Below are 25,949 nucleotides of genomic sequence, written 5' to 3' on the forward strand. Positions count from 1 at the left end.
GGCTGTATCGGCCGCAAAATAAAGAGGATTCCATGCAGTTTTCCGGAAAATCCGTCATCATCACCGGCGCAGGCAAAGGCATCGGTCGCGCCTGCGCTCGCCTGATGGCCGCGCGCGGTGCGGAAGTGGTGGCGATCAGCCGCACCCAGTCCGATCTCGACAGCCTGAAAAGCGAAATCGGCGGCCGTTCGATCCGCGTCGATCTTGCCGATGTCGCCGCCACCCGCGCCGCGATGAAGGAAGCGGGCCCCTGCGATTTCCTGATCAACAGCGCCGGCATCAACGTGCTCGAAAGCGTGCTGGAGATGAGCGATGCGGGTTATGAAGCCGTTCTCGGCATCAATCTGCGCGCGGCTTTGGTCGCATGTCAGGAATTTGCCTGCGCCCGCGTGGCGAAGGGCGGCGGCGGCGCCATCGTCAACATCACCTCCATCGCCGGTCACCGCGGTTTTCAGGATCACCTCTGCTACGCGGCGTCCAAGGCCGGGCTTGAAGGGGCGACGCGCGTTCTTGCCAAGGAGCTTGGCCCGCACGGCATCCGCGTCAACGCGGTTGCGCCCACCATCACCCTCACCGAACTGGCCGCGGAAGCATGGAACGATCCGGCGAAAAGCCAGCCGATGATGGTTCGCCATCCGCTCAGCCGGTTCGCCGAAGCGGAAGAGGTGGCTCAGAGCATCGCGCTGCTCCTGTCGGATGACAGCCGCATGATTTCCGGAGCCGTGTTGCCGGTCGATGGCGGTTTCCTCGCCGTTTGATGTGCGTAGGGGAAGTCTGACGCGCAAACGCTTGCCCGAAAATAAAAGAACGCCCGGCAAACAGCCGGGCGCTCCTCTTTATGAATAACAATGCTGTTAGTGACGATGCTCGGGCATGTCCTTCAGCTGGTCCTTGGTCCATGAAGTGACCGCGTGGACATCGCCGTCCTCATCCCGCATGAAATCAAGATCGCTGAGCGGTACTGCGACCGGCTTTGCGCCGATACCAAGAAAGCCGCCGACATCGATGATGGCGGTGCTGCCGGCCCCGACGCCGTGGACATGATCGACCTTGCCGACCTTGTGATCGTCTGCACCATAAACGGTGGCGCCTTCAAGAACGGACGGCGTCAGTTCGGTTTCAACCAGGCGTACGTGATTGGTGTGATCCATTGTTCTTGCTCCTGTCTTGGTTTGCAGAAAACAAACTCCTCCATTGCAAAACCGTTCCATTGAATATCATTGGCCGGCGCCAGTCGGTGACGACCGGTGATTTTTCATCGGTACATTGTTGGGGTTTGCGGCAGGCGGTTCCGAAAAGGTTGCGGAATGGTCACACCTTTTCTCTGGAAGACAAGTTTTCGCTAAATTGCAACCGCTAAAGTTGTTGCGATGACGTGTCTGGATGTTATCTCTGCGTCAGGTTGAATCATCAAGGGGATGAGGGATGAAAAAGTTGGGGGCGGTTTTGCTGGTGGCTCTTTTGAGCGCATGTGCAAAGCCATCTGACGGACCGACCGCAGGCAATATCCGATCTGCGACTTTCCCTCGAACCAACGAAAAAATCCCCGTCATAGAGCTGGCGAATGCGCCGGCGGCCACGGTATCCGCCGGAAGCCTGCAGAATGCCTCCGGCCCCGGCCTTACAGCGCTTCGCAACACCGGTTACAACGCCCAGAGATTGCGTCGCGGCGACGTGATCGACATCACCGTGCTCGATACCGGCGAAGACGGGCTTTTCTCCCCGACGCAAAGCAAGACGCTCAATCTCGGACGCTTTACGGTGGACCAGAGCGGATCGGTGAATATCCCCTTCGTCGGCAAACAGAGGGTGGTGGATTCGACGCCCGAGGGGCTGCAATCGCAGGTCGTTGCCGGGCTCAAAGGGTCGGCTGTGAACCCGCAGGCCGTCGTCACCGTCGTCGACAAGCCGACGAGCGCCGTCATGCTGAGCGGTGCGGTGAAAAACCCCGGAAAAATAACGCTTACCGCCCGTCAGGAGCGGGTGCTCGACGCGCTCAATCAGGCCGGGGGCCCGACTGTTGCTCCGGGCGCTGCCACGGTTACTGTCGTTCGCGGCTCGCACAGGGCGAGCGCGCCGCTTGACCGCGTCATGCGGGAAGACCGCCAGAATATCCGCCTGTCGCCGGACGATCAGATCATGATCGATGGCGATGCGGCGAGCTACACCGCGCTTGGCGCTTTCAAGAGCGCCGGCGAATTCCAGTTCGAAGCCGGAAAACTGACCCTCGCTCAGGCTGTCGGCCGCGCCGGTGGATTGCTGGATGACCGTGCGGACGCGCGCAATGTCTATGTCTTCCGCAACGAGATCATTCAGGTGCCGTCGGCAACCGCATCGGGCGCGAAAGGCCCGGTTGCGACGGCCACGACCATGCGGCCGGTGATTTATCACGTCAATATGCGCGATGCTTCCAGCATTGCGCTCATGCAGCTCTTCCAGATGCAGAAGGGCGATGTGCTCTATGCCAGCAACGCGCCGCTGGTGGATTCGGCCAAGCTCCTGACCGTGTTCCAGAAGAGCGTGCCGACGGCGGCAGCACCGCTTCCCGGCAGCGGCAACTGATCAATGAAGCGCTACAGAAGCTGTAGCGCTTCCATCGCCGATTGCGGGCGCGACGCGGGTTCGTCCTGGCAACAGGCGTCCGCAAAATCCACCAGCCTTTGCGTTTTTCGCACCTCGCCCGTCGCGATAAGCCGCCGGGCAAGCCGCCCCACGGAGAATATGTCCTGATCCGGCTTTGCGGTTGCGTCCCGCATCCGTTCCGGTGCTGCAAATTCGCGCGAGGCGGCAAAGCTCATGCCGCGATCCGCGTGTTTTTGGCCGATCTCCAGCGCAATGCCGAAATCGCCAAGCCTGCCCGTTTCGAAATCGCCGTCCTCCAGCAGAATATTGGCTGGCGTGACATCGCAGTGGACATATCCCCGTGCATGTATGGCGCTCAGCCCTTCCAGCAGGCGGCGAAGGATTGTGATCGCCTGCGGCGCGGTAACCGGCGGCTGCGATGCAAGCGACGCCAATGATTGCGGGAACCATGGCTGTAACAAGCCCGGTCGGCCATCGGCCAGTCTCAGCAGCGCTGATGTTTCCACCAGGCAAGGATGGCGCAATGTCAGGCCGAGCTGCGCCTCCTCGCGTAATCTTTGCAGCAGCGCCGCGTCGTTTCTCAACGCCGGCGGCGTGGTTTTCAGGGCGTGAAGGGAGCCGAGATCGCGGTGCCGCACTTGCAGCAGCAGCGTGTTTTCGCTTTCGTAGGCAATCCGTTCAAGGGCAAAGCTGTCGGCGATCCAGTCGGGTTTCGCGTCGGAAAAATGCGAGACTTTCCGATCCAGCGCATTTCTGACCTGATCGATCAGGTCTTTCTGTTCTTCGGTGGGCCTTTCCCGCGTGCCGTCATGGCGGATGGTTTGCCACAGATCGGAAAAGCGCTCGGCGACCTGCGGATAGGCAGGCCCATCGCCCGGTTGTTTACCCTTGCTCAAGCCGGTTTCCAATCACGATGGCGCTGACATTCTCGCGTGCGTCCTCGATCAGCGCCTCCTGGATCAGGGCGCTGGCGCAATCCTTGATCGCGGTGTTGCCGACAATCTCGGCAATGGCCCGTTCCTTCAGGATTTGTACCAGCGGATAGCTGCACAGGAGCAGCCTGTCCTGCGACCCCCAGTCTTCCCCGACAATATCCGGCCGGAACTGCTGGGAAAGGCCGACACATTGCGAGAGCTGCCTTTTCATGCCGACAACGACGTGATCGCGCGAGAGCTGATGCATGGTTCCGTTTTTCAGGAGATAGGCGCGCGCGTCGCCGGACCATAGGACACTCAACCTGCCGCCGATAATGGAGGCAATGATGACGCTTGCCATCGGCCTGCCGTCAGCGCCCATGGTTTGCCGGGAAAGAAGCAGGCTGTTGACGGTGCCGAGCTTTCCCCTGATCTGCTGCGCCATCACCTCGGGGTTTTCGGCATCGGGCGTTTCGGCAAGAATATTTGTGGCCAGACGTGCAGCTTCCACGGCGCTGTGCGTGTCGCCCTGTCCATCTGCTATGGCGAAGAGGGCAGGGCTCTGGGAAACGAAGAGCGAATCCGCGTTCAGGGAAAGCCGTGTTCCCGGGTGCGTGGCATAGCTGTAGATGACCGATGACGGCTGTTCGGTTGGCGGTGCGGGCGCGGGCGTCATCACGGGCGGAGTTTTGTGTTTCGCACTCTCCTGCGCCTGTACGGGTGTCGAGCCGTCCTCTTCGCCCTTGCCTGCCATGTCGCTGAAGAGGCGCAGGAAATCGGAAGCTTTCGGTTTGCCGTCGAATTTGAGACCGCGGGCGCGGCGGCTGACGGGATCGATGCGCCACCAGAGGCTGGTCGGTGTGTGGCTGCGCACCATTTCCGGCGCGTCATCCTCTTCCCGTGGTTTCGGCAGGCGCAGTTTTTTAACGGAGGTGTTAAACCGGGACATATCGAAATCGCCCGTCATGGATGTTTCGGCCAGCGCCTCGGCGGCCATGAACCAGGTGTCGTCGAGATAGAGCGTTCTCGGATGTTTCCGGAAGCTATTGAGCTGGGCAATGATGGCAAGCGGATATTTGCGCCCCACCCGGTCTGCACTGGGTACCAGCACGCCGGCATAGGCGCAGTTTCCCCATATGCCGCTTTCGATGATGAAGCGAATGGGCGGCGATGACGTAAATATTTCGGGCCATCGGCCTGAAAACAGGTCTGCGCAGGCGTGCAGGCCGGATCGCATCCAGTCGTCAAACGTCCCGATCAGCTCCCGTTCAAGCCCGTCGGAGATGAAGTCGCCATGGCTGGGGACCTTGCCGAAGAAGCCGATGCGATCGCTTTCCGCTGCGGTTTCCGCGGGCTTCGATGCCTGAGTGGCCATCAGTCGTTATTGACCGCGGTGCTTTTCGTCGTTGCTTTCATCCTAGATCCCCTCCTTAAAAAAACGGTGCGCCGCCCCGCCGCTAAAATTGCGCGGGGCAGGCAAAGCCGGCGATGGCGTCCAGCTTGAACGGGTTGAGAACCGAGCCGAACTGGATATCGAATTCGGCAGCCTGCCCGCCATTCGCAAATCGCACCCGCAGCAGGTCGCCCGACTGGTTTTCGATATCGGCGCCATCGAACAGCCGGAATGGCGACCAGTCGCCGTTTTCGGTTTTCGCCTGCTGCCAGCCGCCCGGCTGGAAAGCGATGCGCGAGAGGCTCGCCGTGTTTTCACGCGACGGCCAGGTGATCGATTTCGCCTGAATGGGGCCGTGATAATAAACCACCCGCTCGCCTTCGATTTCCAGCATCACCGCGCTGGAGGCATTGGTGAGTGAAACGGGTTTGACATTGATCGACACCGCCGGCGTCTCGCTGCCATTCGGGAAAAAGGCGCGCGAAATCTTGTCGGCATTTTCGAACTGGGCGACGGCGCTGCTTGGAATGCCGGCCGCGCCGAAGGTGCCTTTCCAGCCCCAGGGGTTGGTCGTCTTGTCGACAAAGGCTTCCATTCGCTGCTTGAAGAAGGACTGGAAAATCCCGGTCGGCCCGAAGAGACGGGTGAAATCCGCGATGGCGACATCGCGGGAAGACGACCTGTCGAAAGGATAACGGCCGGTCACGATGGAAGAGCACAGCGATGCCGCATCGGCCGCCCAGAGTTCGGCAATGCGGCTGCGGGCGGATTTGACCGCAAGCGATCCGACATCCGCCGCCACGCCCGCCACCCACACATCGAGGGGCGCCGGCAATTCACGGGCCTGCTGCAACAGATCCTGATTGGCCTTGGTGAGCTGGCTGTCCACGTCGAACACCTTGGCGACCTCGTCGGAGGTGGTTGCCGAGCGGGCAAGCTGTTCGTTCAGCATCTTGAAATGCGCGAGCAACTGTTCCGATGGCGAGCCGCCGGCCTTGCCGCCATTGGCCTGCTCGCCCGTTGTGGCCGCGCCTTTCGCCGCCAGCATGTCGCGCAGTCTCGCATAGGGATCGGCCGCGTTTACCGTGGCGGCCAGAACGGCTGCGGTCGCGTCGCCTTCAGCGGCGGAGGCGAGGGCGGCGGGATTTGCTCCGGGGCGCAGATCGGTCGCCTCCGCGATCGATCTGGCAGCCTCCACCACGATATTGCGTTCGTTGGCAAGCGCGCGGGTTGTTTCCACCGCGTCGCCAAGGGTCTGGGACGGCTTGACCCGAAGGTCGGCCAGCGTATCGGCCCATTTTTTCTCGAAACGGTCGAAATAGATTTGCAGCGCGGCCTGCGCCCCCTGTTCGACCGTTGCGCCACGGAGTGCATCATCGGAACCGCGCACCCATCCTTCGGAAAGTGCGATACGGGCCGCATGGGCGACCTGCGGAATAACGACGCTGCGATATCCCTCCGCCGTGAAAAGACCTTCGATGCCTTCCGCCATCGGCGCTTTGCTGCGCCGCTCGAAGGCGCGCTCTCCCAGCGGGCCGAAGGCCGCGGCGGGTGTCCATTCCATCAGTTCCCGCGCCTGCGGAAGGCCGGCGAGAATATCATAGGCGCGCGTGCCGACAGCCTGATTGCGGATGGTTTCACGGGCAGTTGCAATGAGCCGTGCGTCTAGCTCAATCGGGGCGAGCACGCCGTCTGCGAGCGCTTTCGCATGCCGGTCGAGCGCTTCTCTCGCCGCCGCCCTTCCATCGCCGGGATAGAGGGATGCGAACATCTGGTGCGTCTGCACGGTCAGAAAATCGGGGTCCAGCGCACCCATGCCGCCCAGCATTCCATAGAGCTTCAGCGAATTGAAGGTGCGCGTGACGTCTTTTTCATCCTTGAGCTGTTTCTGCAGCTGCACGATCATGCGCGGCAGGAGCAGGGCATTGAGCGCGCGCTGATAGGCGTCACGCTGCCGTCCGGCGATCTTGTCTTCCTGATCGAGCCCGAAGCTGACATTCCACACTCTCTCGCGGGCAAAGCCGGAATTGACGTCGCGCAGATTGTCGAGCGCCGGAAGGATGCGGAGAAAATCGGCGTCTGAAACATCGCGCACGGGAATGCCCTGAACGAGCTGTTCATAAGCGCCAAGTTTGCGATCCGCTTCGGCAAGCGCCTGCGTATTGGCGAAATAGGTGAAAATCCAGCCGGTGAAGACGATGGCGACTGCTGCGGCCGAAACACCATAGGCGATGCGTCGCACCAGCAATTGCCGTCCGGAAAGGCGCTTGTCGCGCATCACCAGCGCGGCTTCGGGGAAAATGACATCCTTGAACAGCCGCGACAGGAAGTAGCTTCGGCGGGTTCTGGCCGCTGCGGGAGACCTTTCCGTTTCCGGCTGCGTTCCCGAAGCGAGATAAACGCCACGCAAAAGCGGGGCTTCGATCAGCGAAGACCGTGCGCAAAGTTCGGTCAGGGCCTCATGGAGCCGGTCTTTCAACCGCGCAAGTTCGGCGGGGAAACGGAAGATGCGGCCGCGCGTCTCGGCATTCTGCTCCTGTTGCAGGCGCTCGATCAGCATTGCATCGACCCGCTGTTGCAGCAGTTCGAATTCTTCCGTCAGGCGTTGCGGCAGGTTCTCGGCGGTATGGCTCTCATCCAGCTTGAAGGTGGTGCCCCATACCTGCTGGCGGTCGGTCTTGTTGAAACCGTCGAAGAATTCCACGAAACCATGCAGTAGATCGGCCTTGGTCAGCACGATATAGACCGGAACGCGGGCATGCAGATATTCGTCCAGTTCCGAAAGCCGCTGGCGGATGGAGCGCAGTTCCTGCCGTTGTTCCTCGGGATCGCGGGTGAGAAGATCGGGGATGGACAATGTCACCAGCGCGCCGTTGATCGGCTGCGAGCGGCGATAGCGTCTCAGAAGGCCGAGGAATCCTTCCCAGCCGGCCTTCGAGGAGCCATCGAGGTCGTCCTGTGTGGTGTAACGGCCGGCGGTGTCGATCAATATCGCCTCGTCGGCGAACCACCAGTTGCAGTTGCGCGTGCCGCCGATGCCCTTTACCGCGTTTTCGCCGAGCGCATCGCCAAGCGGAAATTGCAGGCCGGAATTGGTGAGCGCCGTCGTCTTGCCGGAGCCGGGTGCGCCGAAGATCACGTACCAGGGAAGGTCGTAAATATAACCGAAACGTTTTTTCGTGACCCGTCGCAGCAGCGCCAGCGCTTCCTTGAGACGCATCTGGATTTCGCCGACTTCGGCCTGGCGGTTGGCCAGAGCCTCGCGCTCGATACTGTCGACGAGTTCCTTGTCCTGCTTGCGCCCGCGATAAATGGTGACGGCGATATAAATCAGCCATATGGTAAGAACGATGCCGATGGCGATGAGCCGGGCCTGCGTCGTTCCCAAGGGCTTGAAATCGCCCAGCGCGACCAGATAGCCGTAAAACCAGATGACGATGCAGAGCGCGACCACCCATAACAGCGACAGGAAACGGCGGCCGATGAGAGCGGCATAGCTCTCGACATAGGATCGGATCGTATAAAAATAGCTCAATGGATTCATGGCTGTGCCTCTTGCGGCTGCTGTCCCGAACTGTTCTCTATGGTCGGCGAGAGAATGCCGGCGTCGCTCAGTTTTTCATCGGGATTGGTCAGGACCATGATTTCCGTTCTGCGGTTGATCTGGCGGCCTTCCTCCGTTTTGTTGTCGGCGATCGGGTCGCTGTCGGCACGGCCTTCCGTCAGGATCGCTTCCGGGCCGGTGAATTGTGAAAGAATGTCCCCGACCGCCTTGGCGCGGGCTTCGGAAAGGTGCCAGTTGGACGGAAACTCCACCGTCTTGATCGGCACGGTATCGGTATAGCCGATGACGACGGCGCGGAATTTTTCAGCCGCAAGCGCACCGCCGATACGCTGGATGAGATCGCGGAACTGCGGGCTGACATCGGCGCTGCCGGTGGAGAACAGGCCCGAATTGTTGATGCGAATACGCAGCCGGCCGTTCACATCCGCCAGCGTGACAAGCTTCCTTTCGACTTCCGGCTGAAGGAAGGCCATCAGCTTTTCAAGCCGGGAGGGTTGCCGTGGCTCGACCGGCTTCGGCGGTTCCACGACCTTCGGCGTTTCGACCTGCGGCGGTGGCTGGGGCGGGCTTGCGATCAGCACGCTCGGCGTCTCGTTCGGCGGCAGATGGGCGAGCCTCTCGAAAGTGACATCGGATGCGTTGTTGAGCGACAGCGTGAAGAAGAGATAACCAAGCGCGAAGGCAAGCGCCATCAGGGATAGCAGGGTCCACAGCGCGGCCATCGTGCGCAATGGCGTATGACGGGCTTCCACGCCTTTCCAGTGCGGCGAAAGCTCCCGTTCGAAGGTGCCGTATTGGCCGATCAGCGTCTTGTAGAGGCTGTCGCGGATGCGCGAAAGCTCCAGCGCACCCTTTGGCGAAACGCGGGTGCGCCCTTCGAAAGCCAACGACAGGCACAGATAGATCAGCAGCAGCAGATCCTTGCTGGCGCCGGGCGACTGATGGAAATGGTCGAGAATGTCGAAAACCCGGTCGCCGCCGGTGACATCGTTGTGGAAGGTGGAGACAAGGCCGGAGCGCGCCCAGCCTGCCCGCACGCCCCAGGGCTTGCTCAGAACCACATCATCCACCGTGGCGCAGACGACATAATGCGCCGCTCTTGCCCGCTCGGGGCTGATGCGGGCGGAAGCGAGGTCGCGCTCGTAGCGGGTGATCGCCTCAATGCAGGCGCGGCGAAGCTGATCGGGATCCGGCTCCGCATCGCTGAAGCGCAGGAGATGCGCAAGGTTGAGAAGGGGAGCGGCCGATTGCACGAGCGTCGGCACATCGCCGCCGCCGAAATGGAAACCGGAGAGCAGCTGATCGACCGGCATGGCGGCCGCGCTTGCCTTCGGTCGCCCGGCCGGGGCGTCGGTCTCGACAATGTCTTCGAGGATCGCCGCCATGTTGCGGGCGTTCTGGTTGCGTCTGCGGCTTTCCTCGGTGATTTCGACCACCGTCGGCAAATCCTGCCAGGAAGAGGGGTTTTCCTTGCTCATTCGCGTAACGCCCACATTTCCATCTCAAGCCCGGGGAACTCGCCTGCCAGATGCAGGGCAATCGCGCCGGAGGTCTCAAGCTGCTTCCAGAGGGGTGATTGCGTGTCGATCTCGAAATAGACGGTGCCGGACCGATAGGGCAATTGCCGCGGCAGGACCGGCAGGGAACGCACGGGAATGCCGGGCAGCGCCACATTGACCAGTTCGGAAATCCGCTCCACCGGCCCGACCTTGATCTGCGCCGGCAGGCGACGGCGAATGTCTTCGGCGGCCATATCCGCGCGCACGGCAAGCACGAAGCCGGCATCGCGCAGCAGCGTGCGATCGTGGATGGTGCCGACGCGGACGCCGTGGCGGCGCTCTACCAGCTCGATCGCAACGGCCGCCTGTTCCAGAACCGCTGACAGCGATGTGCGCAGATCGTCGAAAACCGCCCCGAAGGTGGCTTTCAAGTCCTCGTGCCGATAGGGCGGGAAATCCGTCGCGCGTTTTTTATCCGTGGTGAAGGTTGCAAGCTCGCCGGCAAGCTGGATGCAGTCTTCGTAAAAACGGATGGGGTGAAAACGCGTGGCGTTGGCGCAGCGATGCGCCAGCAGCGGATCGGCCCGGTTGAGGATTTGCAGCAGGAAATAATCGCCCACTTCCGCCGTTCCCCTGATCGTCGGATCGCCGATGCGTTCGGCAATCGCTTGGGCGCGGTGGCGCACGATCCCCAGAAGCTCCGTCAGCAATTCGTTGAGGCGGGGCGCTGCCGCGCAGCTGAGGCTCGGAGGGATGAAATCCGGGTCCAGAATGACCGCGCGGTCTGAGCGGACCTCGATGACCCTTGCAAGACCGATGAGATCGTAACCGGAAAGATCGTCGCCGGTTTTCAGGAATTTCAGGCTGAGACGGCCGACATCGATGGGGGCCACGAAATCCGTCTCGATATTCGTGTCGGAGACCTCATAGCTGGAGGCGGTGAAGCGCACATTGTTCGCATCGTTGCGGCCGCTGGCGGACATGTCGGCCTTGCCCGGCTGCCGGGCGGGCAGGGCGAGATAGATAACGGCGTTCTTGACGCTTTCGTCGAGATCGAGCGGCGGCGGCAGGTCGGAATCCTCCGGCGCCTCGAAAGGCGTTCCATCGGGAAGAACGCCGCGCAGGTTCGACAGGGCAAATTGCCCTATCGATAGCGCGCTGCGGTCCACGCCGATTTCGGCGATGCCCCACGGGTAAGGCGAGAGGTTGCGCGTGGTGTTGCGCACCAGCCGTTCGGTCCAGCGGTCGGATTGCTGAAAATGCTGAACGCGAAGAAACATGCCCTCGCTCCAGGCAACACGGTTCTCATGTCTCATCGTGGTTGTTTACCCCCTTTGCATCGGCCGTTATCGCGTCAGGTTCCTGCGTGGGCGCGGCCTCGCCGCGCGCTGCCCGCTGCAGGAACTGCCTGACCGGCAATGGACGGCCGTTTTCCTCAAATTGCTTTTTGTAAGTGGACCAGTAATCGGTCTTCATGATCAGTCCCTGCCAGTCGCGGCGCTCGATTTTGGCACGAAGATCGTTGCCGGCATCGACGGAGGCTTCGAGAAGCCTCGGCTCGAGTTTTTGCGTGCAGCCGTGGATAAGGGTTTCAAGAGAGGCGGCGAGCCGCCGCTGCTGGCGGATGAGCGTTTCCACCCGCTCGCTCAGGGAGGCTGGCGAACCGTGGCCGGCGCGCTCACCTTCGATGTCGAGGATGGCCAGACAATCGGCGCTTTCCTGTTCCAGCACGGTCAGAAGATCGCCGATCTCCTGCGCAGTCGAAGCATCGGCAGTTGATGCGCCCTCTGGGGTCAGCTCTTCGCCTGCTTCCGGGAAAACGCTGTCGAAATCCTCGTTACCTGAGGCCGAAACCGGACGAGAGATCATGACCGGCGTGTTCAGTGCGTCGGTATGTTCGTGCTCGCTGCTCGCAACCGGCTCCTCATCCCAGTTATCTGGCAGAACGGCGCCTATTCCACGCGCCGCGGGCGGCTCGCTCCAGCCGATCTCGACATTTCGCGAAATGGATTTCGCCTTCCGCTTCGCACCCTCGCGCCATGTTTCGGACCAGTCGTCGGCGGAGGCGGTGTTGCCCATCACGCCGCCGGCCGAACGGCCGTTCGGGGCGATGTCGGCAAGGATCGCAGAAATGGTCAGCGGCTCGTCACTCATGCGCAGGGAAGCATCGGGATCGGAAAAATCCAGCTCGGCATCGCCGCTGATGGCGACCCGAAAAACCTGCCCGCCAATGTTGATTTGCGAACCGTCGCGGAGACGCGCGCTTTCGCCTTCCAGCAGCAAGCGGCCATCGACCAGCGTGCCGTTCGCGCTCTGGTCAAGGATCGTAAAACCTTCGCCATCGCGGCTGAGCGTGCAGTGCAGTTTGGAAACGCGCCGCTCATTGTCGTCGATCTGCCAGTCGCAATCGCGAGACCGACCGATGACGCGGCGGCCGCGCTCGAAGCTCCACTGACTGGCTCTTGCGGCTCCGATATTTCGTGTGTCCTTGAGTGCAAGCTTCATATCCATGCCCTCACGCGGAAATCGCCGAGCCTTCGCGCTCGGTCACCACAGCATCGGCGCTGTCTTTTTCTGCGGGCGCCACGCGAGCCCAGCTGTTCCAGCCGAGGCGGGCGGGGGCATCGGACTGGCCGAGTCGGCAAAAGGGAATGTCCTCCTTTTTCAGGATCACCTGCACATCGAAATGCAAGGCGCTTCCGACGAATAGGCGTGTCAGCGAAAATATCTCCGCAAGCCGCTTCGATCCGGGCGTCAGGGCCAGATAATCCGCATAGGCGACGGGACCGATCACGATCCGGAAACCGCCGCTCATATCTTCGACAGCGCTTCCCGCCGTCGTGTTCTGTCCGAGCCTCAGCCCGGATGCCTGTCCGAGCTGGCTTTGTTCGTGAAGCGGCAAAGCCACCCATCGCCGGCGAAACTGTTCGACATTGACCGGAAGTCCCGTGAATTCGCAAAGCATGGAGGTCAGGGCCGAAACATTGCGGTTGCGGCCGGCCAGAAGACCGCTGAAACGCAGGAGCGCATCTTCGCTCACGCCTGCCTTCTCGACCAGACCGGCAGTGCGGAACCCGGTGAGTGCAAGCAGGGTTTTGCGAAAACCGTTTTCCTGCCGCGCGGCCGACCAGCGTAATCCCCTTGCGAGGCGGTATTTTTCCGTTGCGGATACGAACAGTTCGCTGAACCTTGCCGCGAACAGAGTGAAGAAGCTCGCCAGCGCGCCGGAGCGATTGCGCTCTTCCCGCTGCAGCAACTCGCCATAGGCCGGCGGCAGCGAACCGAGCGGCCCGACAATGGGCGCGAAGGCGGATTTCAGTTCGGCCTGACCGCGTTTGCGGTTGAAACCGCTGATCGCCAGCGGGGTCGGCTGTGTTCCGCCATGGGCGCCGACGATAATCCCGTCATCCGCTGAAACGAGCTGGGCGACACGAAACGCGGTGGCGGGCTCAAAACGGCCGGGATCGTCGCTGAGAAGCGCCGCCTGCCGGTCTTTCATGGTTGGCGTCTGCTGTTCCATCCCGGTCTCCTAGAGCAGCGGCCGGTCGGCCGCGCGGGCAGGCCAGCGGGCAATCGGTTTGGAGTGGCCGCGCATCGTCGCCGTCAGCCGCGTGAAGCTGTTGATCGAGGTGTAGAGCCCGAAGAAATGATTGAGGACATTGGCGAAAACAAATGCGGCAGGCCGCGCGATCAGCGCGGGGTCGAACTCCACGGTGATGTCCGTTCCCGGCACCATCGCCGAGCCGATCCGGGCATGGGAATTCTGCGCCTTAACATTGCTGATCGCCTCCACAAGCTGCCGGGTTTCCGGGCTGTCCCTGAAGGAATAGAGCGAGAGAATGTCCTTCAGCGGCGCGCCGCCGCTGTCGGTGAGGGAGAGGTGGTTAAGGAGGAGATGCGAGATCAGCCGCCATTCACGCGCGGAGCGTTCGTTGACGCGGATCGCCGCCGTCGGCGGCATCAGCGCATGGATGGATTTCACCGCCTCGTTGCCGGTCGAAAGCTGCAGGAAGGGGTGGCCGCCGCCAAAGGGAAGCTGGCTTGGCAATTCGCGATTGATGCACAGCGTATCGATGCTCGCCACCATGTCGAGCGGTCCAAGCGGTCCGCGCTTCTGATCGACGAAGGCGATGTCCGTATCGGAAGAACCGTCGTCGTCGAAACGGCGCTGTATCTGCCAGAAAACGTTCGCGCCGTTGTTGCGCTGGGTGCGGCCGAAAAATGGGGAAGTCTTTTCCGTCTGTCCGGAGCGGCTGGTCAGTTGAACGTTTTCGACGGCATAGATTTCGCGGGTCCTCTGCCGCCGTGCATCCGGCAGCAGGCGGTATTCCGTGCGCGTGCCATCGAGGCTCAGCGGTTCGCAGCTTTGTTTGAACAGGTTGATGACCGGCGAGGCGTTCAGCACGAAATCCCGGACCGACACCATGCGCTCAAGCTGCGTGTCCGCCGCATCCAGATAGATGTAGAGTTCGCAATCGCCGCCGCTCCATCTGCCCAGCCCGTCGATGTCGAGAAAGAGAAATTTCTGCGGCAGCGCGAAGAATTCGGTGAGAAGCCGGTATCCGTCAAAACTGTTGGCCGGATAGGGCAACATGGCCTGATCGCGCGTATAGCCGGATGGCGTGAGATTGCCGGCGGGCAGGAAAACGGCTTCCTTGTCCTCGGCGTGCCGCGCAAGCGCCATGCCCACGCAATGGTTGGTCAAAAGCTCGTAAAGTGCCGTGGCCTGCTGCCATGCGGCGGACAGAAAAATCTGAAGCTTTGTCAGGCCCATTTCCGGGAAAGTGCCGCCGCGCGGCGCCGTGCTGCGCAGCGAAAGCCGCAGGCAGCTGGCGGCGCCGGTAAACGAGGCCGAAAAAGGCGCGTCGATCGGCTGGCCGGAAAGCGTTGCAGCTGCGATTTGCAGCGGCGCGATTTCCACCGCCTGCGTGGTGCGAAAACGGCAGCTTTCACCACCCACCGGCTCGGCGAGGATTTCACTGTGCCGGGGAAGCGTCTGCACGGTTGCGAGCGCCGTACTTGGGGTGAACTGAACCACGCTCATGGACGGGATCGGCGCAAGATAATGCGGGTAGAGCGTTTCCAAGAGGCTGTCGGACAGTTCGGGAAACTCGTCGTCCAGCTTTTGGCGCACACGGGCGGCGGAATAGGCGAAGCTCTGGATCAGCCGCTCGACATGCGGATCGTCGGCGACATCGCCCGTCATGCGCAGCCGGCCGGCGATCTTCGGAAACGCCGCTGCGAAACGCGAAGCGCGTTTTCGGAGCGCGAAGAGTTCGTCATTGTATTTTTCGAGAAAGCCGTCAGCCATTCGTCGCCTCCACCAGGAAACGCTGCGTGGACGGATCGATCCGGGATTCGAAGCTGATCGGCGGCATGCCTTCCTGAAGGCGGAAGCTTGCCTGTATGCGCATGCGAAGCGCCCGGTCGCCATCCGTGCGGTTTTTCAGGATCGTCACATGCACATCGCCAAGGCGGGTTTCGAACAGGGAAATCCGCCGCTCGATGCTGCGTGCGAGCCGCGCCTTGGAGGCATCCGTTACCAGATTGGCCGAAAGAATGCCGTCCACGCCATAGCTCACCAACGCATCGGTAAGCTCTTTCAGAGCTGCCGGCGGGCCGGCGGGGTTACGGCGGGTATTGAGCAATGCCTCGAGATCGCGGCGGATCACCTCGCGCATCTCGCGCGCCTGATCCTTCAGGCTGACGAGCATATCCGTTTCCGCATCCGGCGCGTCATCGAGCAGCCGGTCCAGAACGGAGCGTGACAGCGTTCTCTGCCGCGCGCGATATTGCTCTAGCGGATCAACCACGGGCGATCTGCCTTTCATCGTCGGAGGCGGCGGAAAGGGAGCCGATCTCGTGGAACGGCACCACATCGTCGCCAATCAGCAGGCAGCGCTGGCCCTGCCCGGTTGCCAGAGGCTGGTCTTCCTCGCTCCATCGGGTTTCCCGGCCGAGGAGGAGGCTGACATCGTCCTTCGCACCGTGATAGATCGCCGGAAGCAGCACGGATGCGACCGCGCCGTCGCGCAACGTCAGCTCAGCCCCGCGAAAAGCGAGGTCGCGCGGGCGGCTCATCGGGTCGATGGCGAGGCTTTCTATGCGACCGTAATCGATCCAGAGGTAGCGGCCGCCATTGGTCAGCACCTCCAGCGCATGCGGAATCCGGTCGTCCAGATCGCGAATATCGCCGGCGCTCTTGCCGTTGCGGCCGATTGGTACATTGCCGCGTTTATCATCGAGTTCAGCCAGTGCGGTTCTGGCGGCATCCGCATCGCCGCTGCGTGCAGCGATATTCGCCCGGATGGCCAGTTGATCGAGTTCGGACGGACCGCCGGGGAAATCCGGCACCGCGCCGGTTTCGAACCACGCATTGCGTGCGGCCATGGCGCGCAGCTGATGGCGAAAGAGAGAAAAGCCGACGCTTTCCTGCGGCGAGAATGTTGCGGCCAGATTGCATTGCGCATCGGCCTTCTCATAGTCGCCGGCAAGGACCAGCAGGTCGATGTAGAAATGGCGGCCATCCTTGTCGGTTGGCTTCGTTTTGACGTGTTCGCGCGCAAGCCCGATCGCGTCCTGCAGCCGGTCATCGTCGAGAAGGCGGGAAATGTCGTCGCGCAGCGTCATGCGGGTATCCTTTGCGGCTCGGCCGGAGACCGGGATGCGGCGGCGGGCGCCATCATGGTTTCGGCAATGAGGTGGAAGCTCGTGGAGACGTCATCGAGCTGGAAATGCGGCTGAAGGCGCACGGTGCAGGAGAATGTTCCGGGCTTGCCGGGAACCTCGAAGACGTTGATCCCGGCGGAGCGCAGCGGGTAGCGCGTGCGCAGCGCCGCTTCGGCATCGTCATTGCCGAGCGTGTAGGAGGAAAGCCAGCCTTCCAGTTTGCGCTCTATCGTCGAGGCATCGCTCAGCTGGCCGATATCGTCGCGCATGATGACCTTGAGGTAATGCGAGAACCGGGAGGCGCACAGAACATATTGCAGCATGGCCGCGAGGCGGGCGTTCTGTCTTGCCGCTTCGCTGGAATAATGGCCGGGTGCATGCAGGGACTGGTTGGCGTTGAAGATCGCCATGCCGGAGAGATAGGTGGTGGAGACGGGCACGATGCCGAGATCGGAAAATTGCTGTTCCTGCCCGGTCGTCAGCTGCACTTCGACGGGCGGCTGCGCGGAAAGGCCGTTGCTTTCGATGCCGAGATCGAGCGGCGGCAATTGCCGGGAAGAGAGCATGCCGCCATCCACGGCATCCTGTGTCACACCGCGCAGATCCGCAAACCAGCCGGAATCGACGAAATTGCGCACCACCACCGTTGCAAAAGCGAAGGCGGCATTGCCCCACAGCAGGGTCTCGCCGCTTTCCTCCACATGCTCGCGGAATGGAAATCCGTCATCGCGTCCCCGCGCATAGGGCCTGTAGGGCGAGCGCAGCAAAACGCGCGGCGCGACAAGGCCGACGAAACGGGAATCGTCGCGTGCGCGCAGCGCATTCCACCGCAGCCGCGATTTATCCTGCTTCAGCGAGGAAAAATCGTGAACCCGGCTGAGTTCGGCAAAATCCTGCAGGCCGACGGCGGAAGGTGCGGCCGCCGCGACGAAGGGGCAGAAGGCGGCCGCAGCCACCATGCCGATCTGCGACAGCGTGGTGATGGAATCGGCGCCCTGAAGATCGTCAGGGGAAAAGGCGTAGTCGCCGATCAACAGGCCGACCGGCTCGCCGCCCGGCATGCCGAATTCGCGATTATAGACGACTTCGAAAAGATGGCTCTGGTCGAAGTCGGTGGCGCGTTCCGTGTTGCGGGCAAGATCGCGCCAGCTGGCATTCAGCAGCTTCACCTTGACGTCGGCGCCGCGACCAGCCTCGCGAACGACCATGGCAAGCCCGCGCCATCTCGCTTCCATCGCCTGAAAATCAGGGTGGTGGAGAATGGCGTTCACCTGGCCGGTCAGCGCATCGTCGATGAGGGCGATGAGCTGGTCGGCGAAAATGCGGGCGTCCGGAAAGGACTGATGCGCCATGAGCGGGCTCCGGGTGACGAACGGGGCCGGGGTGGCGGACCACCCCGGTCCAGGTTCAGTTCTTGGACGGAATACGGGCGACCATGCGCAGCGAGGTCGTCAGTTCTTCCATCTGCAACCAAGGCCGCATCCATGCGACCGCATTGTAGGCGCCGGGTTTGCCCGGCACTTCCTGCACGGTCACCTTGGCGTCGCGCAGCGGATATTTCGCCCGGCTTTCTTCGCCCGCTTCGTCATTGGCGTTGACGTAGTTGGCGATCCAGCGGTTGAGCCAGACTTCGCAATCGGACGCTTCCATGAAGGAGCCGATCTTGTCGCGGCCCATCACTTTGAGGTAATGCGCGAAGCGCGACGTGGCCATGATGTAGGGCAGGCGGGCCGAAACGGCGGCGTTGGCCGTGGCTTCCGGCTTGTCGTAAAGCTTCGGCTTGTGCGCGGTCTGGGCACCGAAGAACACCGCATAATCCGTGTTCTTGTAGTGGCAGAGCGGCAGGAAGCCGAGCTTGCCGAGTTCCGCGTCGCGGCGGTCGGTAATGCCCACTTCGGTCGGGCATTTGAGATCGAGATCGCCGTCATCGCTGGAGAAGACGTGCATGGGCAGATTTTCCACCCGGCCGCCATTTTCCGCACCGCGGATCGCCGTGCACCAGCCGCTCTTTGCAAAAGCGTCGGTCAGCTTCGTTCCCATCACATAGGCGGCGTTCATCCAGCAATATTCGTCATGCTGCAGGTCGCCATTCACCGCACCCCTGGTTTCGTCATAGGCGAAATCGTCAATCGGGTTGGTTTTCGGGCCATAGGGCATGCGCGCCAGAACACGTGGCAAAGCGAGCGTGACGAAACGGGAATCGTCGCTTTCGCGGAAGCTGCGCCACTTGGCATATTCCACCGTATCGAAGATCTTCTCGAGATCGCGCGGACGGGCGAGATCGCGATAATCCTCGAAGCCGAACATCTGCGGGCTTGCCGCCGAGATGAACGGTGCGAAAGCCGCCGCCGCAATCGACGAAACCCCCTGAAGCAGCTGTACGTCATCGAAGGAATTGTCGAATTCGTAGTCGCCGATGATCGCGCCGAGCGGCTCGCCGCCGGGTGTGCCGAATTCGTCTTCGTAGATCGCCTTGAAGAGACGCGACTGATCGAATTCCACGGCCTTTTCCAGATCGCGCGCCAGTTCCCGCTTGCCGGCGTTCATGACGCGGATCTTCAGGTTGACGCTCGTTTCGGAATTCTTGACGAGATAGTTGAGCCCGCGCCAGGTGCCTTCGAGCTTGGCGAATTCCGGCGCCTGCATGATGGCGGCGAGCTGTTCGGAAATCGTCCGGTCCAGTTCGGCAATGGCGTGGTTGAGGGTGACGGTGAGGTTGCGGTCGTATTTGACCGTTCCCTTCAGCGCTTGGTCTGTCAGCGTGCGCAGAAGATTTTGCGCGCGGTCCGGTTCGGTCTGGCGGGTTGCGGCAACCACCTTGGACAGCAGTCCCTGATCTTCGGCGGTCGTTGCCTGTGCTTCATTTTTCAGCAGGCTTTCAGCGCTCATGTTTCAGTCCTTCCACATGCGGCTTTGAAAAAAATGCCGCTTGAACAGTTGAAGCCCCGCAATCGGGGCCGTTCGGGGAGGTTTTCCTCCGCACAGGCGATTATTTGCTCGCGCCGTTCTTTTCCTTGAGTTCGGAAACCAGCGTTGCGAGATCGGTCTTGTTCTGCAGAATATCTTCCAGCATCCGCTCCAGATCTTCCGAACGGTCGGCCTTTGAAAGCAGGTCGCGCAGCTCGTTGCGGGCGTCGAGAAGCGCCTTGAGGGCGGGAACCTGCTGCACGACGGCGCCGGGTTCGAAATCGTCCATGCTTTCGAACTTCAGGTTGACCTGCATGTCCGTGCCGTCTTTCTGCAGCGTGTTGGCAACGGCAATGTTGAGGCCAGGCGTCATGCGGCGCATCACCTCATCGAAATTGTCGCGGTCGATCTGAACGAATTTGCGTTCGCCGAACGGCTTCAGCGGCTGGGTCGGATTGCCCGAGAAATCGCCGAGAACGCCAACGACGAAGGGCAGTTCCTTGACCACCATCGCGCCTTCGGTTTCGACTTCGTATTTGATGTGGACGCGGGGCTTGCGAACCCGTTCCAGCTTTTCGTGTACACTTGCCATTTCAACCTCCTTGATGCCCCTTGGCATGGCTGACTGTTACGGGACGGCGTCTCCGTCCCTTGCCTCGTTATTTTCCGTTGTTGTCTCCGCCGGGCTTGATCCCGGCGGCCGTCAGAACTGCATTGCGGGCCTGTGCCTCGGGCAGAAGCTCCGCCAGCAGTTCGGAAAAATCCATGCGTCCCCTGCGAACCAGCGTTTCGATGGAAAGAGAGATCGGCGAATGCGGTTCGGTTCGGCGAAAGTAACGCGCAACCGAAAGAAGAGTTTCAAACGCTTCGTCGCGTGAAGATATGCCTTCCGGTGACGTCGCGGCTGTTCGTGCCGCCGGTTGCCCGTTGTCGTTGGTTCCAGGAACCGCGGCTGCCGCCTGCTCGACCGGTGCCGGCTCCTGCTCGCGCCCGCCCAGCGTGCGGATGGCCGCAGCAGCTTCGATGAGCGTGTTGCGGATGTTGGAGCTGGGTGGCGCGGACTGGCCGCAGCGTTCGGAAAGAACCGCCATGATGGCGTCGAAGCTGGAGAGGCAGGCGTTCACCTCCGCCAGATGGGAAGACATGGCGGCAACGCCTGCTTCGGATGCCAGCCGATACAGTTCTTCGCGCCGTTTGCTCTCGTTCGGCCGTTGCGCCAGCTGGAAATCCCAGAGGCTGTGCTCTCCAAATTTCCCTCCGGGGATCAGCGGCGCAAGCCGGAGCGGCTGTACAAGCGTTCCCTCGGTGCCGATGCCGTTCAATCCCGCAAAAGGTGCAAATTTTTCCTCATCATTGTCATCGCTGATGGAGCGCAATGAGTCCCAGTGGTTGTAAAAAAGATCGCCACAAAGCTCATAGATTTCTCTCAGTCCAGGAAAGCCGCGCAGCCGCAGGCTTGCTTCGGCAAGCCACGCCAATATTTCTATGTCCTTGCTTTCGGAATATATAATCTGCAATCCAAGATTGCTGACACTGTCCCAGCTACTGGAGATCTTTAAGTTATCCTGTGGGGACGCGGCGCGCTCTTCTGTGCGTGCCTGGTTTCTTTCATCCTTAATTCTATAGTATATTTCACGCGTTCTTGAATCGATGCGGATGTTTTCTCCGCAATCTCCAAAAAATTCTATATCTCTTTTAACATGCGGCGCGTTCAAGAGCAGTCTATCCCCAGAAAATAGTAATGGATTTTTTGTAGTTACTTCCCTTACGTAAGGCTATTCCTCAGACAGACTTATTCAAAATGTGTCTAAATTGTGGCGTCTACTGCCTAATCTAACCCGATAAAAAATAAACTTCGGGGTGGACAACCCGGTTTCATCATCATAGTTATTCCACGTCACGTTGTGGAATGAACCCGGGCAGGAGGCTCATTGCATGTCGCATATCGATCTCAATCGCCTCGTTGAAGCGCTTGAGCCTGACCTGCGCGTCACCCTTGAAGCTGCGGCTTCCGTTGCGGTGCGTATGGGGCACAGGTACGTGGATATCCCGCATTGGCTGCTGGCGGTTGTAGATGCCGGCATCTATGCGAAAACATTCGAGGAATTAAAAATTCCACTTCCGGTATTGCAGGCGGAAATCGGCCGCAGTCTGGAAGAGGCCGTTATCGGCGATGGCGAGGCTTTGTCGCTCTCCCAGAACGTTCTGACGGCGGGCCGCGAGGCATGGGTTCTCGCGTCGCTGGAGGGCGGGCGCGACCGCGTGACGCTTTGCGACCTGCTTCTGGCGATGGATGAGGAAACCTCGCTCCGCTCTTTCGTCCGCTCTGCATTTCCGTCGCTGAAGGCGATGGATCGCGCGGCTCTCGAACGCCTTCGCAGTTCGGTTGAAGACAGCAGCGGAAGAGAGGTTCCTTCCGCGACGGCGGGTGCAGCGCCGGCCGCCGGCCAGAACGATTTTCTGCGCCTTTACACCCAGGACATGACCGCCGAGGCCCGGAACGGCAAGGTCGATCCGGTGATCGGGCGCGATGATGAATTGCGCCAACTCGTTGATATTCTTACGCGCCGTCGTCAGAACAATCCCATTCTGGTGGGTGAGGCCGGTGTCGGCAAAACGGCGGTCGCCGAAGCGCTGGCGCTGGAAATCGCTTCCGGAAATGTGCCGGAAAAATTGCGCAACGTCCGCCTGCTGAACCTCGATATTTCGCTGCTGCAGGCTGGCGCCGGCGTGAAGGGCGAGTTCGAGCGCCGTCTTCATGGCGTGATCGATGCGGTAAAACGCTCGGCCGAGCCGGTCATCCTGTTCATCGACGAGGCGCATGGGCTTGTCGGCGCGGGCGGTGCGGCCGGACAGGGCGATGCGGCCAATATTCTCAAGCCCGCTCTCGCGCGCGGCGAAGTGCGCACCGTCGCGGCCACGACCTGGAGCGAATACAAGAAATATTTCGAAAAGGATGCGGCGCTGACGCGTCGTTTCCAGCCCGTGCATGTGCGCGAACCGGACGAGACGACCGCGATCCGCATGTTGCGCGGTGTCGCCGATAGCTTCGTCAGCCATCATAACGTTATCGTTCGTGACGAGGCGATTGTGGCGGCGGTGCAATTATCCGCGCGTTACATGCCGGCGCGGCAATTGCCGGACAAGGCCGTCAGCCTTCTCGATACGGCCGCGGCTGCCGTTTCGCTGGCGCGGCAGACCCTGCCGGAACGGCTGCGCGCCATGGAAAGCGAGCGGCGTCTTCTGACCGACGAGTTGAACTGGCTTCTGCGTGAACCGCAGGACGAAGAGATGCAAAGCCGGATCCAGTCGATACGCGACGAAGTCGAGAAGCTCGAGAGCGGGATTGACGATCTGCGCGGCCGGTACGAAGCGGAAATGGCTGAACTCAGCGAAGAGCAGCCCGTTGAAACCGGCGCGTCGAATGTGTCGCACCTGCGGCCTGCGGCTGAGACCAAACCGGCAAATGCCGAAAGACTTGTGCCGACGGTGGTCGATCGTGAAGCGATTGCATCCGTCGTATCGCGATGGACCGGAATTCCGCTCGGCAAGCTTCTGGCCGACCAGATCGAAAGCGCGCGCACATTGGATGCGCGCATGCGCCAGCGGGTCGTGGGGCAGGATGCTGCAATTACCCGCATTGCCGATGCCATGCGCACCGCCCGTGCCGGATTGTCCGATCCGCGCCGCCCGCCCGCCGTGTTCTTCCTCGTCGGCATGTCCGGAACGGGAAAGACCGAGACGGCGCTTTCGCTCGCCGATCTTCTCTATGGCGGTAACAGCCATCTGACGACGATCAACATGTCGGAGTTCAAGGAGGAGCACAAGGTTTCGCTGCTTCTCGGTTCGCCGCCCGGTTATGTCGGTTTCGGCGAAGGCGGCGTGTTGACGGAAGCGGTTCGCCGCCGACCGTTCGGCGTTCTCCTTCTCGATGAGATCGACAAGGCCCATCCTGGCGTCCAGGATATTTTCTATCAGGTGTTCGACAAGGGCGTGCTCCGCGATGGCGAAGGCCGCGATGTCGATTTCAAGAACACCACGATCTTCATGACGGCCAATACCGGTTCGGAACTGCTGGCCGCGCTCTCTGCCGATCCGGATACGATGCCGGAAGGCGAGGCGCTGGAAGCGCTGCTGATGCCGGAGCTGACCAGACAGTTCAAGCCCGCATTCCTCGGGCGCACGATCATCCTGCCTTTCATGCCGCTCGGTGCGGAAGAGCTCGCAAGGATCGTGGATATGCAGATCGGCAAGATCAGGGAACGCGTGCTCGCAACATACGGCGCCGACCTGACCCTTTCCGATGCCGCGCGCGACGCGTTGGTGGCGCGCGCCGGTGCAAGTGAAATTGGCGCACGCGCCATTGAAATCATGATCGGCAAGGATCTCCTGCCGCCTCTTTCCAGCTTTTTCCTCGAAAAAGTCATCGCGGGAGAACGCGTGGGCAAGATCGTTGTCGATTTTGGTGAAAACAGGTTCGGCATTCGTGCCGAAGCGGCTGGGGAAACAGATGAATTCGCCGCGCCCGAAGAGGGTGGGGTGGATAAAGTTGCCGCGTCGGATGGGGCTACCCGACGCATGCGGCATTAAACGAAGGGTAACGCGGCCTCGAAGCAAGAGGTCATTTCAGCTACAGGAGCTTACAGCATGCCAATTTATCTGCAGATTGACGGTATCCAGGGCGACGCCACGCATGAGGAACACCGCAAGTGGATGGACATCGAAGCCATTCACTGGAACGTAGCGCGCAACATGAACACGTCTGCCGGTTCTGCTGCAAACCGCGAAGCATCCGAACCGACCATTTCGGAAGTCATTCTGACCAAGGTTAGCGATTCTTCTTCCACCAAGCTTTTCCAGGAAGCCTGCGCTGGCCGCACCGGCAAGCTCGCAACCATCCATCTGGTGACCACGGGCAATCCGGGCAACACCTATATCGAGTATCTGCTGACGAACACACTCATCGCCAGCTACTCGGTGGATTCCAGCGGTGACCGGCCGGTGGAAACCATCAAGCTCAACTTCACCAAGATGGAAGTGAAGTACACGCCGTTCGACGACAACAACTCGCCGCAGTCTCCGATGATCGCCTCTTACGATCTGGCGACGACGAAGGCCGCTTGATAGCGACGCGACCCGGTGTCGGCATTTGCCGGCACCGGAACGTTTTCATTGCAGTTTTGCAGCTCACGTCGTGATGTTTCTCATCCACGTTGGACGAGGCGGGTTTCTCATGCGCTCCCTATATGCGTTTTTTGTTTCCGTGCCGGTTGTTCTGGCTCTGTCCGGTCTTTCGTCGGCGGGTGCCGAGGAACGGACATGGATATTCTCCGGTGCCGAACTCAAGCAGGCCATCGAGGGCAAACTTGCCCCGGAAGTGTCTGATCCGGAAATGCGGCGGCTGGTTTCCGTCGCAAAATCGAGCGCCTATATTGCCGGTGTGGCCGATCTGACAAGCGGATCGGACTGGTGCGGTGCGGGTGCCGTGGCGCCCCATGAACTCACCGACCGGATTTACACCTATCTCGGCGATCTTCCTGCGGAAAAACTGGATGAAAAGGCAGCCACTCTCGTGCGGGAGGCGCTCAAGGTCTCCTTTCCCTGTGAGCAGAAAAGTAACTAGTGGGACGAACCATGCGTGTTAACTTTGACACTCTCTATAAGAATTATCCGAGCAGCGACCCGTCGCATCCGAACTATCTCAGCCAGCGTGATCTGTTCACGGAAATCGGCTGGGACGATTTCATCGGCAATCCGAACTATCACAATACCTGCGCCATCCGCGTCAGCATTGCTTTCGTGAAGTCGGGCATCAACATCGTGCCCGCCTCGCACCGCATCCAGAAGGGGCCCCATGCCGGTAAGGGCATAGAGGTGAACATGCGCCGCCTTGCCAACCTGATGAAGCGGACGAGCTATCTTGGCGAACCCGAGCCTTTCACTCCCGCGACGGCGCGCAACGGCATCGGTGCGCGCAACGGTGTCGTGGCGTTCAACAATATCCCCGGCTACACCGGCGGCGGTCATATCGATCTTGTGCGGGGCGGCTCCGAAGCCACCCAATGCGCTTCGGCCTGCTACTACAATTCGGAAACGATCTGGTTCTGGCCCCTGCAGTCCAGCCGCGGGTCCTGATTAGGAGTATCCCATGAACGACCAGCCGTCTTTTTCCGATTTCGTTCAGGCGAGCCGCGTTTTGAAGGTGTCTTCGCCACTCGGCGAAGACCAGCTTCTGCCAGAGCGCCTGTCCGTCGAGGAGGGCGTATCGCAGCTCTTCGACATTCGCCTGACCGTGCGGGCCAAGAAGGAAGCGGTCAAGCCCGAAGAACTGATCGGACGGCTGGTCGATATCTCCATCGAGATAAGCCAGGGCGACGGCGATGGCGGCGGTGTTCGCCGCCCCTTCAACGGCCTGGTGA

22 protein-coding genes are annotated in these 25,949 nt (G+C 61.1%); 7 read left to right on the plus strand and 15 right to left on the minus strand.

Annotation, left to right across the window (positions count from 1 at the left end):
- The first annotated feature begins 32 nt into the window (after positions 1-32).
- Positions 33-758 (plus strand): SDR family oxidoreductase, encoded by a 726-nt coding sequence (locus I3J13_RS21170; RefSeq protein WP_196380123.1) that lies wholly within the window; start codon positions 33-35, stop codon positions 756-758.
- Between the two features lie 96 nt (positions 759-854).
- Here the strand turns inward: I3J13_RS21170 and I3J13_RS21175 are convergent, their stop codons facing one another.
- On the minus strand, positions 855-1,151 hold the full coding sequence (locus tag I3J13_RS21175; RefSeq protein ID WP_003522015.1) for a PRC-barrel domain-containing protein: 297 nt from the start codon (positions 1,149-1,151) through the stop codon (positions 855-857).
- Between the two features lie 274 nt (positions 1,152-1,425).
- On the opposite strand from I3J13_RS21175, the gene I3J13_RS21180 reads away from it, so the two are divergent.
- Positions 1,426-2,562, plus strand: coding sequence for a polysaccharide biosynthesis/export family protein (locus I3J13_RS21180; RefSeq protein ID WP_020812312.1), 1,137 nt, complete (start codon positions 1,426-1,428; stop codon positions 2,560-2,562).
- 11 nt (positions 2,563-2,573) lie between these two features.
- On the opposite strand, the gene I3J13_RS21185 is transcribed toward I3J13_RS21180, so the two are convergent.
- From I3J13_RS21185 to tssA, 14 genes are all read right to left on the minus strand, one after another.
- Entirely contained in the window at positions 2,574-3,479 is a 906-nt protein-coding gene (locus tag I3J13_RS21185; protein WP_196380124.1) for a protein kinase domain-containing protein, read from the minus strand.
- Entirely contained in the window at positions 3,466-4,872 is a 1,407-nt protein-coding gene (gene tagF / locus I3J13_RS21190; RefSeq protein ID WP_196380125.1) for a type VI secretion system-associated protein TagF, read from the minus strand. The genes I3J13_RS21185 and tagF overlap by 14 nt, the downstream gene beginning before the upstream one ends.
- A gap of 82 nt (positions 4,873-4,954) precedes the next feature.
- Positions 4,955-8,434: a type VI secretion system membrane subunit TssM gene (gene tssM, locus I3J13_RS21195; protein ID WP_196380126.1), complete on the minus strand. Its 3,480-nt coding sequence runs from the start codon at positions 8,432-8,434 to the stop codon at positions 4,955-4,957.
- The gene (gene tssL, locus I3J13_RS21200; protein ID WP_196380127.1) at positions 8,431-9,933 is read right to left on the minus strand and encodes a type VI secretion system protein TssL, long form; all 1,503 of its coding nucleotides are present in this window, start codon (positions 9,931-9,933) and stop codon (positions 8,431-8,433) included. Before tssL ends, tssM begins: the two co-directional genes overlap by 4 nt.
- The gene (gene tssK / locus I3J13_RS21205; RefSeq protein WP_059761087.1) at positions 9,930-11,270 is read right to left on the minus strand and encodes a type VI secretion system baseplate subunit TssK; all 1,341 of its coding nucleotides are present in this window, start codon (positions 11,268-11,270) and stop codon (positions 9,930-9,932) included. Before tssK ends, tssL begins: the two co-directional genes overlap by 4 nt.
- Positions 11,260-12,465: an FHA domain-containing protein gene (locus I3J13_RS21210; RefSeq protein WP_196380128.1), complete on the minus strand. Its 1,206-nt coding sequence runs from the start codon at positions 12,463-12,465 to the stop codon at positions 11,260-11,262. Before I3J13_RS21210 ends, tssK begins: the two co-directional genes overlap by 11 nt.
- Before the next feature lie 4 nt (positions 12,466-12,469).
- Complete coding sequence (gene tssG / locus I3J13_RS21215) at positions 12,470-13,474, minus strand: type VI secretion system baseplate subunit TssG (RefSeq protein ID WP_196380129.1); 1,005 nt, start codon at positions 13,472-13,474, stop codon at positions 12,470-12,472.
- A 9-nt stretch (positions 13,475-13,483) separates the two neighbouring features.
- Complete coding sequence (gene tssF, locus I3J13_RS21220) at positions 13,484-15,265, minus strand: type VI secretion system baseplate subunit TssF (protein ID WP_196380130.1); 1,782 nt, start codon at positions 15,263-15,265, stop codon at positions 13,484-13,486.
- Positions 15,258-15,767 (minus strand): type VI secretion system baseplate subunit TssE, encoded by a 510-nt coding sequence (gene tssE / locus I3J13_RS21225; protein ID WP_059761081.1) that lies wholly within the window; start codon positions 15,765-15,767, stop codon positions 15,258-15,260. Before tssE ends, tssF begins: the two co-directional genes overlap by 8 nt.
- The gene (locus tag I3J13_RS21230; protein ID WP_196380131.1) at positions 15,760-16,584 is read right to left on the minus strand and encodes a type VI secretion system accessory protein TagJ; all 825 of its coding nucleotides are present in this window, start codon (positions 16,582-16,584) and stop codon (positions 15,760-15,762) included. Before I3J13_RS21230 ends, tssE begins: the two co-directional genes overlap by 8 nt.
- Positions 16,581-17,975, minus strand: a complete 1,395-nt coding sequence (tssC, locus tag I3J13_RS21235) for a type VI secretion system contractile sheath large subunit (RefSeq protein ID WP_196380132.1) — start codon at positions 17,973-17,975, stop codon at positions 16,581-16,583. The genes I3J13_RS21230 and tssC (I3J13_RS21235) overlap by 4 nt, the downstream gene beginning before the upstream one ends.
- Positions 17,976-18,030: 55 nt before the next feature.
- Entirely contained in the window at positions 18,031-19,512 is a 1,482-nt protein-coding gene (tssC, locus tag I3J13_RS21240; RefSeq protein ID WP_059761077.1) for a type VI secretion system contractile sheath large subunit, read from the minus strand.
- Positions 19,513-19,612: 100 nt separating this feature from the next.
- Entirely contained in the window at positions 19,613-20,122 is a 510-nt protein-coding gene (tssB, locus tag I3J13_RS21245; protein WP_035263819.1) for a type VI secretion system contractile sheath small subunit, read from the minus strand.
- 67 nt (positions 20,123-20,189) lie between these two features.
- Positions 20,190-21,245, minus strand: a complete 1,056-nt coding sequence (gene tssA, locus I3J13_RS21250; protein ID WP_080707348.1) for a type VI secretion system protein TssA — start codon at positions 21,243-21,245, stop codon at positions 20,190-20,192.
- A 220-nt stretch (positions 21,246-21,465) separates the two neighbouring features.
- Here tssA and tssH point away from each other — a divergent pair, with 220 nt between their 5' ends.
- The 5 genes from tssH to I3J13_RS21275 all read left to right on the plus strand — a co-directional run.
- Positions 21,466-24,120, plus strand: coding sequence for a type VI secretion system ATPase TssH (tssH, locus tag I3J13_RS21255; protein WP_196380133.1), 2,655 nt, complete (start codon positions 21,466-21,468; stop codon positions 24,118-24,120).
- Between the two features lie 57 nt (positions 24,121-24,177).
- Entirely contained in the window at positions 24,178-24,654 is a 477-nt protein-coding gene (locus I3J13_RS21260; RefSeq protein WP_003504561.1) for an Hcp family type VI secretion system effector, read from the plus strand.
- 109 nt (positions 24,655-24,763) lie between these two features.
- Complete coding sequence (locus I3J13_RS21265; protein WP_196380134.1) at positions 24,764-25,153, plus strand: Rap1a/Tai family immunity protein; 390 nt, start codon at positions 24,764-24,766, stop codon at positions 25,151-25,153.
- A gap of 11 nt (positions 25,154-25,164) precedes the next feature.
- Complete coding sequence (locus I3J13_RS21270) at positions 25,165-25,665, plus strand: type VI secretion system amidase effector protein Tae4 (RefSeq protein ID WP_196380135.1); 501 nt, start codon at positions 25,165-25,167, stop codon at positions 25,663-25,665.
- 13 nt (positions 25,666-25,678) lie between these two features.
- On the plus strand, positions 25,679-25,949 hold a 271-nt coding region (locus I3J13_RS21275), incomplete at its 3' end, for a contractile injection system protein, VgrG/Pvc8 family (RefSeq protein ID WP_420867949.1).

This window comes from Agrobacterium leguminum (genome assembly GCF_015704895.1).
In the GTDB taxonomy this organism is placed as follows: Bacteria; Pseudomonadota; Alphaproteobacteria; order Rhizobiales; family Rhizobiaceae; genus Agrobacterium; species Agrobacterium leguminum.

Bases quoted from the DNA above. Each gene is read 5' to 3' on its own strand.
- I3J13_RS21170 (WP_196380123.1), top strand. From the start codon at position 33: ATGCAGTTTTCCGGAAAATCCGTCATCATCACCGGCGCAGGCAAAGGC.
- I3J13_RS21175 (WP_003522015.1), bottom strand. From the start codon at position 1,151: ATGGATCACACCAATCACGTACGCCTGGTTGAAACCGAACTGACGCCG.
- I3J13_RS21180 (WP_020812312.1), top strand. From the start codon at position 1,426: ATGAAAAAGTTGGGGGCGGTTTTGCTGGTGGCTCTTTTGAGCGCATGT.
- tagF (WP_196380125.1), bottom strand. From the start codon at position 4,872: ATGGCCACTCAGGCATCGAAGCCCGCGGAAACCGCAGCGGAAAGCGAT.
- tssM (WP_196380126.1), bottom strand. From the start codon at position 8,434: ATGAATCCATTGAGCTATTTTTATACGATCCGATCCTATGTCGAGAGC.
- tssL (WP_196380127.1), bottom strand. From the start codon at position 9,933: ATGAGCAAGGAAAACCCCTCTTCCTGGCAGGATTTGCCGACGGTGGTC.
- tssK (WP_059761087.1), bottom strand. From the start codon at position 11,270: ATGAGACATGAGAACCGTGTTGCCTGGAGCGAGGGCATGTTTCTTCGC.
- I3J13_RS21210 (WP_196380128.1), bottom strand. From the start codon at position 12,465: ATGGATATGAAGCTTGCACTCAAGGACACACGAAATATCGGAGCCGCA.
- tssG (WP_196380129.1), bottom strand. From the start codon at position 13,474: ATGGAACAGCAGACGCCAACCATGAAAGACCGGCAGGCGGCGCTTCTC.
- tssF (WP_196380130.1), bottom strand. From the start codon at position 15,265: ATGGCTGACGGCTTTCTCGAAAAATACAATGACGAACTCTTCGCGCTC.
- I3J13_RS21230 (WP_196380131.1), bottom strand. From the start codon at position 16,584: ATGACGCTGCGCGACGACATTTCCCGCCTTCTCGACGATGACCGGCTG.
- tssC (WP_196380132.1), bottom strand. From the start codon at position 17,975: ATGGCGCATCAGTCCTTTCCGGACGCCCGCATTTTCGCCGACCAGCTC.
- tssC (WP_059761077.1), bottom strand. From the start codon at position 19,512: ATGAGCGCTGAAAGCCTGCTGAAAAATGAAGCACAGGCAACGACCGCC.
- tssB (WP_035263819.1), bottom strand. From the start codon at position 20,122: ATGGCAAGTGTACACGAAAAGCTGGAACGGGTTCGCAAGCCCCGCGTC.
- tssH (WP_196380133.1), top strand. From the start codon at position 21,466: ATGTCGCATATCGATCTCAATCGCCTCGTTGAAGCGCTTGAGCCTGAC.
- I3J13_RS21260 (WP_003504561.1), top strand. From the start codon at position 24,178: ATGCCAATTTATCTGCAGATTGACGGTATCCAGGGCGACGCCACGCAT.
- I3J13_RS21265 (WP_196380134.1), top strand. From the start codon at position 24,764: ATGCGCTCCCTATATGCGTTTTTTGTTTCCGTGCCGGTTGTTCTGGCT.
- I3J13_RS21270 (WP_196380135.1), top strand. From the start codon at position 25,165: ATGCGTGTTAACTTTGACACTCTCTATAAGAATTATCCGAGCAGCGAC.